A 17,309-nucleotide genomic window follows, 5' to 3' on the forward strand; every position below is an offset into this window, starting at 1 on the left:
TAAATATATTCTGCTAAAAATAAAAATGGTAGCCCGGCGCGGATTCGAACCGCGGTCCCGGGGTCCAAAGCCCCGGATGATAGGCCACTACACCACCGGGCTACATCAAACGTAAGCAATTTAGTAAATACTAAGAAGGGGTATATATACTTTTCGGCGTAATGTTTATATATAAGTGATAGTAATTTAACTATGCTAAGGTGCCTCGGTAGCTCAGCCTGGCGGAGCGCCTGCTTGGTAAGCAGGAGGTCGCGGGTTCAAACCCCGCCCGAGGCTCCATTTTTTATTTTGGAATATTATATCAATAAAATTAAATATATAAATTAGTTTTAATTAGATTCCTTATTCTCTAAACTTTCATTACTTTCCTCTTTTTTCTCATCTTCAGAAATTATTCCAATAGATTTTAAAATATCTTTTAAAAATTCTATAGTTTTCATTTTTCCTTCTCTACTTCTAACTTCATAAACCTTCAAAGGATTAACTGCTTTATATATCTCTTGTTCAGAAACTCCCAAATCTCTACTTCTTGCCTGACAAACTCTCACAGCAACATCGTTAATCTTTGAATCTGCCTCATCAGCGTAATGAACTATATATGCCTCTATAGAGTTTGGTCTTGTTGGAGAATGGTCTCCATGATGAGAGGCAACTATCTTTATAACCTCAATTGGAAAATCTCTTTTGTAGAGCTCAGCAACAGCTAATGTTAGATGGTCTAAGTTAAACATATCATAGTGGTCAAAAGTGCCGTCTTCTTTTCTTATATAGTTGTAGGGTTTCATTATATCATGTAATAGAGCTCCAGCGATTATATAATCCCTATTAACCTCAACGCCATAAACCTCCTCCAAAACATCAGCCATCTTTAAAGCCATCTTTGTTACTGATATTGTATGCTCTATTAAGCCACCTTCATATCTATGATGCCAATTTATACTTGCTGGAGCTTCTTCAACACTAATTCCAGTATCTACAATCCCTGGATGTGTTGCCTTAGGATTTTTTAAAAATTCAATAACCTTTTTTCTTAACTCTTCATCCTTTATTTGCTCTGCAAGTTTTATCAACCTCTCCATTTCAATCCCCCTAAACTTTTAAATACATCTAAAAGTAAAAATAATATTTAAGCTATTTAAAGGTGTTGTGTAATGATAGAATTAGCTAAAAACCATCTAAAGAAGGTTTTGGAAGTTTGTGGAGCTAACAGAAATTGTCCCTATTATCCTTGTCACTTTGATGGGCAAGTTTGCTTATGGTGTTACTGCCCATTCTACCCATGTGAAGATGAAGAATTAGGAGAGTATGTTGAAAGAAAAGATGGAACAAAAATCTGGAGTTGTGTGAAGTGCTTTTGGATTCATAGGGAGGATGTTGCAACTGAAATATTGAGGGAAATTTTAAATTTAACCAAAGATAAAAGTATAGACGAAGCTCTAAAACTCTTAGATAATCATGAGTTAATGTTGAAAATAAAGGAGAAAGTTAAAGAAAAATATCCCCCAAATAGGTGAAATCGTGGATTTACTAAGTGTAGTTTATATTATTAACTTTATTTTACTTATTTTAGCGTCAATCACTGACATTAAAGAAAGAATAATCCCCCACAAATATACAATTGCCATGATTATAATGAACTTAGTTGTTGGCTACTACTATTTTGGATTTAATGCCATTATCGCATTTTTCTCTACTCTAATACTATGTTTAATACTAAGTGTTGGAATGGGAGGAGGAGATGTTAAGCTATTTACAGCCTTAGCTCCAATTTTTGCTTATCCAAACTCGTTTGTATTTTATATCCCAAAATATATCCTCTACCTAATAGCAATCAGCATGTTTATTGCCGCAGTTTTTCCGATGTATAAAATTTTAATGAGATATTGGAGAGATATTCTACCTTCAGCTTGTTATTTAACTATGATTCTTGGTATATTATACTATTTTACACATGCCTATAAAATTCCATATGCTTCAATAATTATATGGGTTTATATAATAATATCCATATTCATCTCGCGAAAAATCCCGAAATATAAGGAATATACGAAAAAATTGGGATATTTATTCCCTGTTTATTTGTTATTCATATATATCATTGATAAAACTTATTTTATTAAATATAATGTGCTATTAACCTCCATAATATACCTTTGCGAAATAGTACTGATATCTATCGTTATTTATGCACTTACAGGTGTAGAAACCTCTGACAAAAAACATATTGATGAATTGAAAGAAGGAGATATTCTAAGGGATGTTATAATTATAGATAAAGATGGTGTTGAAGTAAAAAACTTAAATATAATGAAAAGAATAAAATTTCTATTAGAACATGAAATTAAAGACAATGAAAAAGAAATAATAATCACCGATGGAGAGGGATTATCCAATGAAGACATTCAAAAAATAAAAAAACTTTATATGGAGGGAAAAATCCCTGATAAACTAAATGTTATAAGAACCTACCCATTTGTCCCGTTTGTTGTTGTTGGTTACTTAATAGTTCTAATATTGATGAACTCCTCTATAATCTAAAGCGTGAATACCATGAAAAATAAAATAACAAAACCAAAAAAAGCTCAGGTATCTCTTGAATTCTCATTTCTATTCCTTGCTATATTGTTGGCATCTATTATAACAATAACTTATTTCCTATCACAAAATTTCTCAAAGGATGACAAAATTATAAGTGACGTTGAAAATGCAGCAAAAACTGCTGTAATATTAGCAAATTCGGGATATAATGGAATCAACCCAAATGTTACTTTAATTTATGGAGGTATTTCATGGTCAGAGGATAAAAAAAATATATACATTTATATTTCACCAAAATCATATATTACTCCAGAAATAGAAAATTTTATTGTAGGCTACATCTATAATACCACAAAAATAAACCAAAGCGAATACAACATAACAATAAATCCATAGTTATATTTAAATTTTAATCCTTATTGATAAATTTGGGTGGTTACATGGTTGATACATCAAAAATTAGAGCATTAAAAGAGAAAAGTAGGAGAACAGTAAAACCCAGTTTATTAAAATTTATATTGATAATATTGGTTGTTGTGATTCTTGGGTTATTGGCGTTTATCGCATACAATGAAATTAGTAACATGCAGTTTCAAGAAAAAATAAAACTTGAAAACCAGAAGAAAGCAGCTATTGAATCTATAAATCAGATGTTTGCTAAATACCCTAACGACCCACAAAAGCTAATCTATATAAACAAAATACAGATGGCAAATAGTATAGAGGAGATTAACAAAGTATTAGAAGAAGCTAAAAAGTACATTAGTTTTAAAGATTATAAAATTGAGACTATCAACCAAATAAAAAGTATGTATGGAGAGTACTATCCTCTAAGTTTATCTGCTCAGGAATTAGTGCATAAAATAAGTTTGGCACAATCTACTGAAGAGATTGAAAAACTATTAGAAACTGTTAATATAGAAAAAGACATTAGGGGCATTATAGAAAAACAAATAGATCAAGTCTTAGCATCAGGAGATAAGTACTATTATGTAGAAATTGATGGAAAATCAATGTTTATGACAAGAAACGAAATCCTTAAATATAAAAATTTTTGGACATTACCTGAGCTTAAATCTCTAAAAATAACACCAGTGTCACAATTAAGTAAAATAGCTATTGAAATATCTGCAAAACAGTGTGGTGAATTGCCACTCAAAGGAGATATAGTATCTATATATAACAAAAACGGTTCATTTATTACCTATGCAATTGTAGATTCGTCTTATGTAGTTGTATCATCAATAAGTTATAGTGAAAGTAAATCGACATCAAATAGTGTAAATGAACTTGGAGAATCATACACATCATCATCTTCATCAAGTATATCTTATTCTTTAAATAATATTCCAGGCATATTACATGCAACGGTCATTGGTAAGTTAGACTATAATAAAATAGAAAAGATATTTGGAGAGTATGGGAAAAAATTAAATAAAATTGAGGATAAAACCCAAATATTTGATGGAAATGTTAATTATTTCTTAATTATGTCGATTCCTAACGATAAAGTTTCTGATGTCATAAAATTAAACTCTAAAGATATAATTATTGCAATAAATTCAAAAAATCAGAGTTAAATATTTAAGTTATGGTGATTAATGTGAAAAGGCTTTTAAAATTATTAATGTTAAGCCTATTATTTTCTTTATTATCTTTAAATTTTGGAGAAGAAACTATTGCAAAGATGAGCATAACTTATACACTTACTGGAGAAATAACCAATACTAATCCCTACTCAATATTTGTTGCTGTTCCTTCAAATATAACATTTGAAGAGAAAACATTACCAAAACCTAAAGATTTTTTAGATGTTAGTGTTTCCACTACACAAACTCCTGGAATTGTCTTTTATGAGACCGTATTTAATGGAAAAAAAGGATTTTGGATTCCTCCATATACAACCATAAAGATTGGCATATATCACTATCTTCCGATAACCTATGACATAAAGGTCGATGAATCTCAAGAAAACTATGATGTAGTTGGTCCTGCTGTAGTTAATAAAGTGGATGTCATTGATTTAAACAAACTTTTTCCTGATGCGAAGTATAAAGGAATAAAAATCGGAAACTTCAAACTTTATGTTAGGGGATATATCGTAAAAGGAAATGACACTAAATCATTAAGTATTATTATACCTGCCCCATTGGTTATAGAAAATTATGATGAATTCTATAAAATTCTTGGAAAGGGAGATGTAGATATATGGGAGCGTTCATACAATGATTGGTATAAAAACCAGATGAAACGAAAAAATATTAATATAGATAATAACGACCCACTAGTCCCAAAAATGGATGATAGCTTGTTATTGGATAATAACATAAATTCCGAATTTAAAATATTTGATGTTCCTATAATGGCTTTTACAACATCATCAAGTCAGCCGATAAACTTTTATTACATAATCTATAAATATACTAATTAACTTACTTGGGGAGTTTTATGCTCAAACTTAAAAAAAATGGTCAAATATCTTTAGAATTTTCCCTATTATTTTTAGGAGTTTTACTTGCAATTGTCATTGCCGTTGGTTATCCTGGAATGTTTGGATTTAAAAAGACAGTATCTATATCTTCCATGAGTTTAGCTCACGCCGCTGTGTCCAAAATGAAGCAAAACATAGAATTAGTAGCTGCTGCAGATGAAGGAACTACAAAGATTGTTTATATAAAATGTCCTCCAGGATATTGGGGAGCTAATAAGAATATTGTATATTTCTATCGCGATGGTGATATCAAATTCAACATAACAGCAAACTGTAATATTAATATAAACTTAAATGGAAATAAAACTGTTTCTACTGCCAAAATAATTATAGCAAACATAACAAAAATAAACGAATCTTATGTAAATGTCACTATATGGTCATAAATTAGTCAAAAATAAAAAAAGATAATTTAAATCCTTGGTAACCTCCTATCTTCTAACTCTTTTTGTTTTGCTTTATTCCAGTTTGATATATTTTGCAAGTATCCTGTTATTCTACTAAACTTGGCAATATCCTCAGAACCACAATTTATACATCTATCTCTTAGCCCTCCCATACTTAAACCACATTTATTACAAACACTTAGATTTTTTGTATATGTCCAGAAACCTATATCTGTTTTCGTTATCTTTTTTGTTATATCCATCAATACATCTGGATCTGCAGCACTCTCAATATTCCAAACATGCATTATATGCCCACCATTACACAAAGGATGGAACTTCTCCTCAATTCTAACTTTCTCCCCTAAGGTTATTGGAGCATCAACCCTAACATGGGATGAGTTTGTGTAATAAAGACTATCTACATCATTTAAGTCTCCTCTAACCACACTTATAGTCTCTTCTTTATAGTATTTGTAATCCAATCTTGCCATCCTTCCAGCACAAGATTCAGCCGGAGTTTGAGTTACTGTCCATCTTAATCCAGTCTCTTCTTTCAACTTATCAGCATATTCCCTAATATAGCCAATAATCTTCTCACCAAACTTAACAGCATCTTTTGACTCATGCAACTCTTCTCCCAAATGATATTTAAGCATCTCATTCAATCCAACGAATCCAAAGGTTTTCGTTGTGTGTTCATACCTATAGTATGACTCTCCATCGAACTCTTGTGTTAAGAATGGCATTAAATTATCAACATATAGCCTTTCTTTTGTAACTTCATGTTTTATTAATAAGGCCTCTTTAACTAACTCTAATCTTTCATGTAAAATTTCAAATAGCTTATCATCATCCCCATTAGCTTCATAGGCTATTCTTGGTAAATTTAGAGAATACCACTGCATATTTCCAGTTCTTAATGTATCAATCTCAGCATCTCCAGTCCAATTTCCACTTAATCTTGTTCTACAACCCATCGCATTTGTATTGGTTACTTGCCAATCTGGAAGCATATTTATAAAGTAAGGAATTCCAAATTTGGCTGATAATTGGTGAATTTTATACATAAGCTCTTTATTTTCATCTCTAAAAGCATTTTCTCTCAACTTAATTATAAAGTTCGGGAATAAGAAAGGTTTTCCCATTGCATCTCCTTCCATCATCACATCAACTAATGCCTCTAAGATTAGTTTTGCCTCTTCCTCATAATCTCCATAAGTTCCTCTTGTAGTCCCAGCCATTACTGCTGGCTTATCCTTTAAAAACTCCGGAATTTCCAATTCTAAGTTAATGGAACTGAATATTGTATTGTGGCATAAGATACCAGTAGCTGTTATAAAGTTTTCGTTATCTTCGACACTCAAATCATATACATAGCTGTTGTAGTCAATTTCTTTAATCTCTTTTATTTCTAATTTTGATAATTTTGCTTCATCTAAGTTATCTATATTTTCAACTTTTACTAAATGTTTTAATTCTAATGGTTTAACTGCAACTAAGTTATTGTTATCATCAAAATGATATAGTGAATGGTCTTCTGTTACCGTTATTGATGTTCCATCCTTACCAATAACTTTATAAACCTTTCCTCTTGGTTTATGTCTTGATATTGCATAAACTCTCTTAAACTCTGCCTTTCCAGTTTTAACATTAACTGATATTGTATATACTTCGGCAGTGTTATCTAAATAGAGAATTTCTGTATCTCCATCTACTACAATCTCATCTGCATATTTCTCCATGAATTCATCAATGAACTCCCCAATTTTGCAAACTTTTAAACTATCTCCTTCTTTTATGAAAATTAATTCATCTTTGCTAAGGGATTGCCCACCCCTGGCTACATACATTTGATTTAATTCATAAATAAACATCTGCATTAATTGTTTTATCTTTTCATAGCTTAGTCCTCTAACATAAGGAGCGAGCCAAACATTAAATTCATCAATACTCTGCCCCCCACTCATGTTTGTCTGGGCTGCCATCATAACCTTAGCTGCATGCTGAATAGCAACCTCTGGATGCTTAGCTGGCTTTGAGACACTTGTATGCAATCCAGTTCCATCTACTTTCAATCCATACATAAAGAAAGGTCTTAAATCGTGTTGCAAACAAACAGGTCTTGTTGCGGCATATTCCAAATCATGCAAGTGGATATCTCCCTTTAGGTGTGCATCAGCTATGTGTTTTGGGAAGATAGCTAATAATGCATATTGCTTCATTGTTTCATCAGCAACCCATTTATGGATTGATTCTGGATTATACATCAAATTGGCATTCTCTCTTGAACCACTTTTTATTAATTTGGTTATGTCATAGACAGGCATTCCTAATCTTGTATGCTTATGCCTTAACTCCTCAAATCCATACTCTATTAATTTATAATTAACTATCTCCCTAATCATTGGTGCAGTTAAATACTTAACTTTTAATTTTTTTAGCTCTCTCTCAACTTCATCAGCTATTTTTTGAGCTGTTTCTTTATCTGCCCCTGTTTCTCTAATCAGTGCTTTGACTATTTTCTCTTTATCAAATGGCTCAAATTCTTTTTCTGATGTTCTGACTTTTAGTATAATGCCCTTTCTATAATTTTCAGCTACATCCTTATCAATCTTTTTTAAAATATTATAAACAACATCTTTTAACTCATCGGTTGTTATCCCGTTATAAACTTTGGTACAAACTTCAGATATTATTTGGTCTAAGTCACCATAATTTACTCCACTGTTTATTAAGGATTTAGCCAATTTATTCACATTGAATTTCTCCTTTCTTTTGTCTCTCTTTATTACATAGAGTTCCATAACTTTCTCTGCAAAATCTTTAGCACTTATCATTTAATCACCCAAAAATAGGTAAAATAAAAGTATTTATAAATTTTAATAAACTATTTCGTTATTCCCTTTAGGAATGTGTATGTAGTTTTTCCCTAATACAATATAAATCTAACGGAACGATTTCCCCTTATATTACTTTAAATAAGTGCGATAATCCCTTAAAATAGTATATAAATGCAGGAATCTCTTTATTTAACTAAAGAGCAATTTATATTGATTTATTATGTTGGAATATTAGTAACAATTAATTTATGTTTTTATTTCTTTAACTGCTCTCCAATAATCTCATCAACTCTCTTTAAAAACTCCATAATCTTATCTTTTGGAACTACAGCACCAGAGGCAACATCATGCCCTCCTCCATTACCACCAAACTCCTTAGCAACAGACATTGCTATACTTAAATTTAACCCTCTATTTACTAAATCTCTATTTCCTCTTGCTGAAAACTTGGCTATCTCTCCCTCAATATGATAACCAATAACTGGCCTATCATCAACCAATATAGATGCTATGATTCCAATCATCCCTTTTTTGCCCTCAAAGTAATAGATGTTGTTTAGTTTTTTTAGTTTGACGCTTTTAAGCTCGTTAATTAAGTTCTTTTTATACTCCCATAAAATTTGGTTGCCAATCTTTATACACTCATCGTCCTCTAAGCATATTCCAATACCCACAGCAAATAAACCATTTCTACCAACGGCATTTAACATCTCTGACAATAAAAAGGCATCTCTAACCTTATGTTCAATCAAATACCTATCAATCATTAAATTTTCAATCTTTGGATATTTGAAAATTATTGCTGATAATAATTTCTTCTTGTCTGTATCATCCAATTCTTTTTTATTTGGGTCAATACCAATATCTTTTAAAAACTTAAATGCCTTTCCTTCAGAAGCCAACTCTGGGATGTAAGGTTTTGTGCAGTAAGCAATTGCCTTGTAGATTTCTACGTTGTAGATATTATAGACAATATCGTTCATTATCTTAACATATCTATACTCCCTTGCCTCATTCACTATAAACTTGTTTAAGCCCAAAAGGGGATTGTATTGCATATCTCCAATAATCCCAACTATTGCTAAGACGCTTAAATCATAGTAGCCAAACTCTCTCGCCACTAAATAGCAAACTCCGCTTGCTGTTATCTCCCTTGCTCCATCCACTCCAAAGATGTGGGGATTTAGCTGAATTATGTTTTCATTAACAAAGCTCTCCTTTATAACTGGTGGATGGTGGTCTAAGATTATTGCATTGAAATTATGTTTTATTATATCTTCTATTTGTCCGCTTCCCATATCTGCAAATATAAAGAGGGGTTTATTTACTTCATTTTCCTTAGCTAATTTTTCAATAACTTCTTTAGAAAGATGTTCAACAACAGTTAAATGAAATAATTTGTTTGTCCTCATTAGCATCTTAGCTAAAATTCCTCCACTACTCAATCCATCTGTGTCGTGATGAGTTATAACCCTAATATATCCATAGTGATTTAATATCTTCTCCTTAATTGCTTTAGTTACTTTTTCTATCTCTTTGAGTTTTTCCATCATAATTTTCCCCTTTTTTAACTTTTAAATATTTATAATAAACTGAATTTCCTATAAAAATATTAATGTTATGAAATCGAAGGATATATTTAACAATTTCTAAAAAATTATCTAACGGTGATATTTTTGGAAAAACTAAAGAAATTAAAAAATAATCTTAAAGAAAAATTTGAAAATAAAAAGGTTATTGTTGCTTATTCTGGCGGGATTGATAGCTTGCTTTTATCTATACTACTATCAGAGATTACTGAAACTCTATGTATTTTTATAAAAACTCCTTATATTTCAAGATGGGCTTTAAATAACGCAATTATCAATGCAAAAAAATATAACCTAAATTTAAAGGTTATTAAAATTGACAAAATTATTGAAAATATTCCAGAAAGATGTTATTTGTGCAAAAAAATGTTTTTTGAAATCTTAACTAAAGAGAAAGGAAAATATAACTATGATGTTATTGTTGATGGAACTAACTATGACGACTTGTTTGAAGATAGGCCCGGCTTAAGAGCTAAAGAAGGATTTAATATAGTTTCTCCATTTGCAGAGTTTAAGATTGGTAAAAAAGATATCTTAGAGATTGCTAAAGAGCTAAACATGGAAATTCCTCCAAAAGAAACGTGTTTATTAACAAGATTTGAATTTAATAGAGAAATTTCAATAGAAGATTTAAAGAAGATAGAAGAATTAGAAGAATTTTTAAAAAATTATGTAAAAGGAGCTATAAGAGTTAGAGATTACAAAAATTTGGCTGTTATTGAGATTGAAAATGACTTAAATAAGATAATTAACAAAAAAGAAGAAATCATCAAAAAATTTAAAGATTATGGATTTAAAAAAGTATGTGTAAATTTAGAAGAATATAGGGGTTATTGATGAATCTTGTATCTCAATATAGCAGCTATTCCCTTAAATGCATTTAAAATCATAGCCCCTTCTTCTGTTTCTGACGAAACTGTTATAAGTTTAGCTCCACTCTGCTCACATAATTCTGAAAGATATTCAATATAATCTTTTTCTTCAACAATACTTAAAGCCCCTCCACATTTTGGACATTGAGCATTTTTAAGCTCCTCCTCTAATTTGATAAGTTCGAGTTTTGTAACTGTTTTCTCCTCTAAATAATCACAGTTGTTACATGCTATCTTTACCTTATATTTTTCTAATTCTTCAGAAACAATTAAAGTATCGACAGCTCCCATCATTAAAGCTTCTAAAACCTCTTTTTCTCCATAGCATGCCAATCCTCCATCTTCCTTAATTAATTCCTTTAAAAATCTTTGAACAGCCTGTCTTTCTTTCATCAACTCAACATCCTTCAATAATGGGGCTGCCTTCTCTAAAAGCTCTCTTATACCAAACTCTTCTGTATAGCACAAATCAAATGTATCCAATACAATCTTCTTAAGTTCATGGTGTAAGTAATCTCCTTCAACAAACTCGTTTTTAGTGTGGCCTGGCCCTCCAACTAAAATTCCTCTAAGTTTTTTCTCTTGCAATAATGGAAGGAATTGTTCATTAGCTTTTTGCCCTACTCTCTGCAAGAACTCATGAGCGGCTAAATCTATAAGCCTTTCTAATCTTCTTGCTGACTGCCCTCCTGCCTTAAACTTTCCAGGAACCCCACTTGTTAGTTTTTTTAAGATATTTATGTTTCTTCCTTTAACTAACGCTATTGTTGCCTCGTTTCTATCAACCAATATTATTCCATAAACATCTTTATCCTCTAAAAACTCTTCTAATGGTTCTAAATAAAATTCTGAATCACACCTATAGATGTATGTTTTTATTGGTTCTGGTGGCTCTATAACATAGGTCTCCATTTTTTCTGTTCCCGGCCCACTTCTTGGAACCATTCCAGCAAATATAACAACTCCTTTCTCTAAAGGTTCTTTTAATAGCTTTAATCTCTGTAAAATTGCCTCTATTGCTGATTGAACATTTTTTCTTGTGCTTTTACTTTTAATGTTTGACGCCTGTGACATCTCTTCCCTTAAATGCTGAGCCACATCAGATATTCTTCTACCAGCTGGAATATAAAGGCTAATAAGTTCAGTTCCTTTACCTTTCTTTGTTTTTAGTTCTTTTAACATCTTTTTAAATAAATATAGTTGTTTTGAATCAGTTGATGCCATAACTATCACCATAAAACTTTTATTTTTAAATTTGTTTTTGACATATTGATTTCTAAAATCGTAAAAGTGGTTATTGTGTTTTTTCTATTTAATATTTATAAAAATGAGATATTAATGTGAAGCGTAAGATATTATAAAAAAAGATTTATATATAATTTTGCTAAGCTAACTTATCCTTTTTAATGAAATTTTTAACAACATCCAATATATTTTCTGAGATAACATATTTCGCATTATCTTTCAACACATTGTTAGCTACTTCTAAAGCTTTGTACAATTGAGCTTCATCTTTAAAATATTGTCTTGCTGCCTCTGCTACTATTTGTATTGCCTTTGCCTGCCCCTCTGCCTCAATTCTCAAACTTTCAGCAATTCCTTGAGCTCTCAATATTCTACTCTGTTTTTCCCCCTCTGCTTCCAATATGGCAGCCCTTTTCAATCTCTCTGCTTTCATCTGCTGAGCCATTGCATTTTTAATATCTTCTGGTGGGTCTATTTCTTTAACTTCAACCTTTTCAATCCTAACTCCCCAAGCATCTGTTTCTCTGTCCAAAATTTCTAATAACTTTGAGTTTATGTACTCCCTTTTATTTAAAACCTCATCCAACTCCATACTACCAATTATAGCCCTTAATGTTGTTTGTGCTAAGTTTATTAGGGCATATTCATAATCCTCAACTTCCAATATTGCCTTTTCAACATCTATAACTCTATAATAAACAACTGCATCTACTTTTACAACAGCGTTATCCTTTGTAATCATCTCTTGAGGAGGAATGTCGGTAACTTTCGTTCTCATATCAACCTTAACAGGCACATCTAAGAATGGAATTATTATATTTATTCCAGGTTTTAATTTCCCAATAACCCTACCTAATCTAAAAATTAACCCCCCTTCATATTGATTAACAATAACTATTGATTTTACCATAATAAATAACACTATAACTCCTAATATTAGCCAAAACCAAAACATATCATTCACCTTCAGCTTTTTTAACTATTAAAGAAACCCCTTCAACCCCTATAATCTCAACTTTATCTCCATTTTTTATTTTATCTTTGGATTTTGCCAACCATATTTGATTTTCTATCTCAATCCTTCCATAACCATTTTCTTCAAAATCTTCTACTGCTATTCCAATCTTTCCAACGAACCTCTCAGCTCCCACTTTTATCTCTTTTCCTACACCATACACAAATTTATGTAGGATGATTATGGTTAAAACTCCAGCAATTATTGCAGAAATAAATGCATATTGTGGGATTATTAATAAAACTACTCCATATATTAATAAAGCCACTCCCCACGCAGGAAAATATAGCCCGGGTATTATGGCTTCCAATGCTATCACTAAAAAACCCGCCAATATAAAGATATAGCCAATCTCCATCCATATCCCAAGCTATGATTTTTGAAAATTCTCAGTTAGATATCATTTATTATAATATTTAAAATTTTTCGTTTTTGTTCAGTTATGTTTATATAGGGTTTATATTAAAAATTATGAAAACATTTTAAACTCATCAAATCATTGAAGTTTGGTAAATTAAAAGAGGTGAAGGATATGGTAGAAAAGGGTAAAATGGTAAAGATTAGCTATGATGGATACGTTGATGGAAAACTCTTCGACACAACTAATGAAGAATTAGCTAAAAAAGAGGGAATTTACAGCCCTGCGATGGTTTATGGTCCTGTTGCTATCTTTGCTGGAGAAGGACAAGTGTTGCCAGGATTAGATGAAGTTATATTGGAGATGGATGTTGGTGAAGAGAGAGAGGTTGTTTTACCACCAGAAAAAGCATTTGGTAAGAGAGACCCATCAAAGATAAAATTAATCCCATTATCAGAATTTACAAAAAGAGGAATTAAACCAATAAAAGGATTAACAATAACTATCGACGGAGTTCCTGGAAAGATTGTTAGTATAAACAGTGGGAGGGTTTTAGTTGATTTTAACCATGAATTAGCTGGAAAAGAGGTAAAATATAGAATAAAAATAGGGGAAATTGTTGAAGATAAAAAGGATATAGTAAAAGAAATTGTAAGGATGTATGTTCCAAGATTAAGTGATGTAAAAGTAACTATTAGAAATGGGACAGTTAAAATAGAACTACCAGAATTTGCTCCATTTATCCCAAACATCCAAACAGCTAAGATGGCTATTGCTAATGAAATATTGAAGAGATTAGATGATGTTGAGAAAGTTAGCTTTGTTGAGTCATTTGAAAGAAAAAAAGAAGCTAAAGAATAGAATAAATAAATTTATATATTCTAATTAATCTAAAACCATTACGTAGCTTTTTTATAATTAATCCTCATACCTATTTTTTAAATCCTCTAAATTTTTAGTAGTGGATAATTATGAAAGATAGATTTGGTAGAGAAATTAGGTCTTTTAGGATTTCTATAACAAATAAATGCAATTTACAGTGCTTTTATTGCCATAGAGAGGGGCATGATTCAAACAACAACAGATATATGACAGCTAAAGAAATTGGAATTATAGCAAAAACTTCAACAAAATTTGGAGTTAAAAAAATAAAAATCTCTGGTGGAGAGCCATTATTAAGGAGAGATATATGTGAAATTATCGAAAATATCAAAGATGAAAAAATAAAAGACATTTCTTTAACGACTAACGGAATCCTTTTAGAAAATTTGGCTGATAAACTTAAAGATGCTGGGTTGGATAGAGTTAATGTGAGCTTAGATACCTTAAATCCTAATCTTTATAGAAAAATTACAAAATTTGGAGATGTGGAAAAGGTAATAAATGGAATAAAGAGGGCAATAGATGTTGGATTAACTCCATTAAAGGTTAATTTTTTAGCTATGAGCATAAATATTAAAGATTTACCAGAAGTTATGGAATTCTGTAGGGATATTGGAGCTATTTTGCAAATTATAGAATTTATTCCATTAAAAGAAGAGCTTAAAAAATATTATTATAACATTTCTCCAATAGAAAACGAAATTAAAGAAAAAGCTGATAAGGTTATTACAAGAAAATTCATGCAGAATAGAAAAAAATATATCGTTGATGGGTTAGAGATTGAGTTTGTAAGGCCTATGGACAACAGTGAGTTCTGCATGCACTGCACAAGGATAAGATTAACTTACGATGGTTATTTAAAACCATGTTTGTTGAGGGATGACAACTTAGTTGATATTTTAACTCCATTAAGAAGAGGAGAAGAATTAGAGCCTTATTTTATTGAATGTATAAATAGGAGAGAGCCATATTTTAGATTGTAGAATTTTTTAATTTTAGAATGTAATCAAATACTTTCTCTATCTCTTTTACAGCTTTTGAATCTAAATTAACTGGTTTTCCTATAAAATCACTTTTTATAACCTCCTCATCATAAGGAACAAATCCTAAAACTTCTAAACCAAGTTCTTCTTTAATGATATTTTCTAATAACTCTTTATCTTCATCTCTTACCTTATTAACAATAACTCCTAAGTTTTTTATTCCTAAATCGTTAGCTAATTTTTTCATTCTCTTTGCAGTTATTAAAGATTTTTTTGTTGGTTCTATAACAATAAGCATTAAATCAACAGTATCTATTGTCTTTCTTCCAAAGTGCTCAATTCCTGCTTCCATATCCAATATAACAACTTCATCCCTCTTCAAAATTAAATGTCTTAATAATCTTCTCAATAAAACAGAGGCGGGGCAAACACAACCCTCCCCTCCCTCTTCTATAGTTCCCATAACTAAGATGGTTATATTTCCTATTTTATAGCCGACTTTATCTATTAAATCATCAACCTTTGGGTTTATCTTAAAAATATTTCCATAAGTTCCCGGTTTAGCTCCAGTTCTTTCCTCTATTATGTCATGTCTTTTTGATAAAGGGATTATATCCTTTTCAATTCCAAAAGCTAATGCCAATGTAGGGTTTGGGTCGCAGTCAACTCCAATAACTTTAAAGCCATTTCTCTCAAATAATCTCATTAATGTTGAGGCAATGAATGTTTTTCCTACTCCTCCTTTTCCAGTTATTGCTATTTTCATTTTTATCACAATGATTTATTTTATTTATATGTTTGTTGTTAGATAATTCTTTTTATAGCATTCCACACTAAAAATGATTGAGGTTTTAGAGTCCCTTCAATAGGATTTAGGAATAATATATTTCTTTTAACTAAATAAATATAAACTGGCTCTGGTATTTCATCATCGCTAATTTTGTAATTATCTTTAAATAATTTTAACGCTTTAATGATGTCTTCTTTTTTAATCTCTATAACCTCATCCCCAATAGCAACCTTTGGTTTTATATAATCTAACTCTTTCAAAAAATATTTTAATTTTTGTTGTTCATTCATCAGCAAAGTTTCTAAAATCTCTTTTAAATCCTTATTTTTTAATTTATCAATAACATAAATTATATCTATCGGCTTCCCACCAACATAGTTGTAGATAAGCTCTTTATCCTCATCAGAGAGTTTTTTATTTAAAATCTCTTCAGATAGAGAGTCCATAAACTTTAGGGCATTTTCTTTATCAAAATCATCAACTAAAATATAATCTACTCTACCTTTTAACATTGCCTCATTATAAACTCTCTCAATAAATAAACTATCTGAACTTAGGCAAAAAACATGACATAGATGTTTATGCTTAGTTAGAGAGACAAAATAATTAAAAAGCTCATAAATTAAAAATCCATTTAGTTTTAAATCTCCTATTTTTTGTAGTTCATCAATAATAATTATTGGCTGTTTGCCTTCTTTTTTAATTTCCATTAAAACATTAGTTATATATCTAAAGACGTTTTTAACTTCTTTGTCTTTCAATAGTTCATTTAAGGTATTCTTTGGTATGGGAATGCCATCAATAACCCCTCCCGAAATCTTTAATAACATAAAATTTTTAACAACATCTGGAGAATCCCTAACTAGAGATAAAAACAATTTCTTTACTCTATCAATAAACGATTCTTCATAAACCTCAAACAAAACCTCAATAATTAGACGAAAACCTTCGGTTTTCGTTGCTCGAAGCTTCGCTTCGAAATCATCATATTTCGATATAAAAATCTCCCTCAAATCAATGTAAAAAACAACATACTTATCTTTATCTAATCGATTATTAATTATCTCATTTATTAAGGCAGTTTTTCCTGAATTTATAGAGCCAAAGATAAAATTAATTCTTTGTGGCTCAGATTCAATGATTGAGAGAATTTCTTTAATCTCTTTTTCTCTATTAAAAAATTTCATAAATATTCACCAAAATTAATATTTATTTTTGGTCTTTTTTAACATTATTCCTCATAGGTTTTATAAATTTCTACTAAATATTTGGATATATCAAAATTCGTTTTTAACCATTTAAAAAAGTTGCAAATGT

The 17,309-nt window shown here is 30.5% G+C and carries 17 protein-coding genes and 2 tRNA genes; 10 read left to right on the forward strand and 9 right to left on the reverse strand.

Annotation, left to right across the window (positions count from 1 at the left end):
• Positions 1-26 precede the first annotated feature (26 nt).
• Positions 27-102: transfer RNA gene (locus MFS40622_RS06615), tRNA-Gln, on the reverse strand.
• A 100-nt stretch (positions 103-202) separates the two neighbouring features.
• On the opposite strand from MFS40622_RS06615, the gene MFS40622_RS06620 reads away from it, so the two are divergent.
• Positions 203-279: transfer RNA gene (locus MFS40622_RS06620), tRNA-Thr, on the forward strand.
• Positions 280-329: 50 nt separating this feature from the next.
• Here MFS40622_RS06620 and mptB read toward each other — a convergent pair.
• Entirely contained in the window at positions 330-1,079 is a 750-nt protein-coding gene (mptB, locus tag MFS40622_RS06625) for a dihydroneopterin 2',3'-cyclic phosphate phosphodiesterase (RefSeq protein ID WP_012980909.1), read from the reverse strand.
• Between the two features lie 72 nt (positions 1,080-1,151).
• Here mptB and MFS40622_RS06630 point away from each other — a divergent pair, with 72 nt between their 5' ends.
• From MFS40622_RS06630 to MFS40622_RS06655, 6 genes are read left to right on the forward strand one after another with little or no spacing between them, the layout of a single operon-like run.
• The gene (locus MFS40622_RS06630; protein WP_012980910.1) at positions 1,152-1,514 is read left to right on the forward strand and encodes a cysteine-rich small domain-containing protein; all 363 of its coding nucleotides are present in this window, start codon (positions 1,152-1,154) and stop codon (positions 1,512-1,514) included.
• A gap of 4 nt (positions 1,515-1,518) precedes the next feature.
• A complete protein-coding gene (locus tag MFS40622_RS06635) occupies positions 1,519-2,538 on the forward strand; it encodes an A24 family peptidase C-terminal domain-containing protein (RefSeq protein ID WP_012980911.1) in 1,020 nt (339 codons plus the stop codon).
• A gap of 12 nt (positions 2,539-2,550) precedes the next feature.
• Entirely contained in the window at positions 2,551-2,934 is a 384-nt protein-coding gene (locus MFS40622_RS06640) for a class III signal peptide-containing protein (RefSeq protein WP_012980912.1), read from the forward strand.
• Between the two features lie 44 nt (positions 2,935-2,978).
• The gene (locus tag MFS40622_RS06645) at positions 2,979-4,118 is read left to right on the forward strand and encodes a DUF515 domain-containing protein (RefSeq protein ID WP_012980913.1); all 1,140 of its coding nucleotides are present in this window, start codon (positions 2,979-2,981) and stop codon (positions 4,116-4,118) included.
• Between the two features lie 23 nt (positions 4,119-4,141).
• Positions 4,142-4,969, forward strand: a complete 828-nt coding sequence (locus MFS40622_RS06650) for a hypothetical protein (protein ID WP_232217806.1) — start codon at positions 4,142-4,144, stop codon at positions 4,967-4,969.
• 17 nt (positions 4,970-4,986) lie between these two features.
• On the forward strand, positions 4,987-5,415 hold the full coding sequence (locus MFS40622_RS06655; protein WP_012980915.1) for a class III signal peptide-containing protein: 429 nt from the start codon (positions 4,987-4,989) through the stop codon (positions 5,413-5,415).
• 26 nt (positions 5,416-5,441) lie between these two features.
• Here the strand turns inward: MFS40622_RS06655 and nrdD are convergent, their stop codons facing one another.
• Both nrdD and MFS40622_RS06665 read right to left on the reverse strand, forming a co-directional pair.
• Entirely contained in the window at positions 5,442-8,255 is a 2,814-nt protein-coding gene (gene nrdD, locus MFS40622_RS09600; protein ID WP_012980916.1) for an anaerobic ribonucleoside-triphosphate reductase, read from the reverse strand.
• A gap of 257 nt (positions 8,256-8,512) precedes the next feature.
• Positions 8,513-9,811, reverse strand: a complete 1,299-nt coding sequence (locus MFS40622_RS06665; RefSeq protein WP_048197501.1) for a DHH family phosphoesterase — start codon at positions 9,809-9,811, stop codon at positions 8,513-8,515.
• Between the two features lie 114 nt (positions 9,812-9,925).
• Between MFS40622_RS06665 and larE the strand changes: the two genes are divergently transcribed.
• Positions 9,926-10,684 (forward strand): ATP-dependent sacrificial sulfur transferase LarE, encoded by a 759-nt coding sequence (gene larE / locus MFS40622_RS06670; protein ID WP_012980918.1) that lies wholly within the window; start codon positions 9,926-9,928, stop codon positions 10,682-10,684.
• Here larE and prf1 read toward each other — a convergent pair.
• From prf1 to MFS40622_RS06685, 3 genes are all read right to left on the reverse strand, one after another.
• Positions 10,678-11,943 (reverse strand): peptide chain release factor aRF-1, encoded by a 1,266-nt coding sequence (prf1, locus tag MFS40622_RS06675; protein ID WP_232217807.1) that lies wholly within the window; start codon positions 11,941-11,943, stop codon positions 10,678-10,680. The genes larE and prf1 overlap by 7 nt on opposite strands.
• A gap of 160 nt (positions 11,944-12,103) precedes the next feature.
• A complete protein-coding gene (locus tag MFS40622_RS06680; RefSeq protein WP_012980920.1) occupies positions 12,104-12,919 on the reverse strand; it encodes an SPFH domain-containing protein in 816 nt (271 codons plus the stop codon).
• A gap of 1 nt (position 12,920) precedes the next feature.
• Positions 12,921-13,337: an NfeD family protein gene (locus tag MFS40622_RS06685; protein WP_012980921.1), complete on the reverse strand. Its 417-nt coding sequence runs from the start codon at positions 13,335-13,337 to the stop codon at positions 12,921-12,923.
• A gap of 174 nt (positions 13,338-13,511) precedes the next feature.
• On the opposite strand from MFS40622_RS06685, the gene MFS40622_RS06690 reads away from it, so the two are divergent.
• On the forward strand, positions 13,512-14,198 hold the full coding sequence (locus MFS40622_RS06690; protein WP_012980922.1) for a peptidylprolyl isomerase: 687 nt from the start codon (positions 13,512-13,514) through the stop codon (positions 14,196-14,198).
• Between the two features lie 110 nt (positions 14,199-14,308).
• Positions 14,309-15,202, forward strand: a complete 894-nt coding sequence (gene moaA, locus MFS40622_RS06695; protein ID WP_012980923.1) for a GTP 3',8-cyclase MoaA — start codon at positions 14,309-14,311, stop codon at positions 15,200-15,202.
• Here the strand turns inward: moaA and MFS40622_RS06700 are convergent.
• Positions 15,192-15,968 (reverse strand): AAA family ATPase, encoded by a 777-nt coding sequence (locus tag MFS40622_RS06700; RefSeq protein WP_012980924.1) that lies wholly within the window; start codon positions 15,966-15,968, stop codon positions 15,192-15,194. The two genes, moaA and MFS40622_RS06700, sit on opposite strands and share 11 nt — an antisense overlap.
• Before the next feature lie 38 nt (positions 15,969-16,006).
• Complete coding sequence (locus MFS40622_RS06705; protein WP_012980925.1) at positions 16,007-17,179, reverse strand: ATP-binding protein; 1,173 nt, start codon at positions 17,177-17,179, stop codon at positions 16,007-16,009.
• Between the last annotated feature and the right edge of the window lie 130 nt (positions 17,180-17,309).

It is taken from the genome of Methanocaldococcus sp. FS406-22, assembly GCF_000025525.1.
GTDB lineage: Archaea > AGJL01 > Methanococci > Methanococcales > Methanocaldococcaceae > Methanocaldococcus.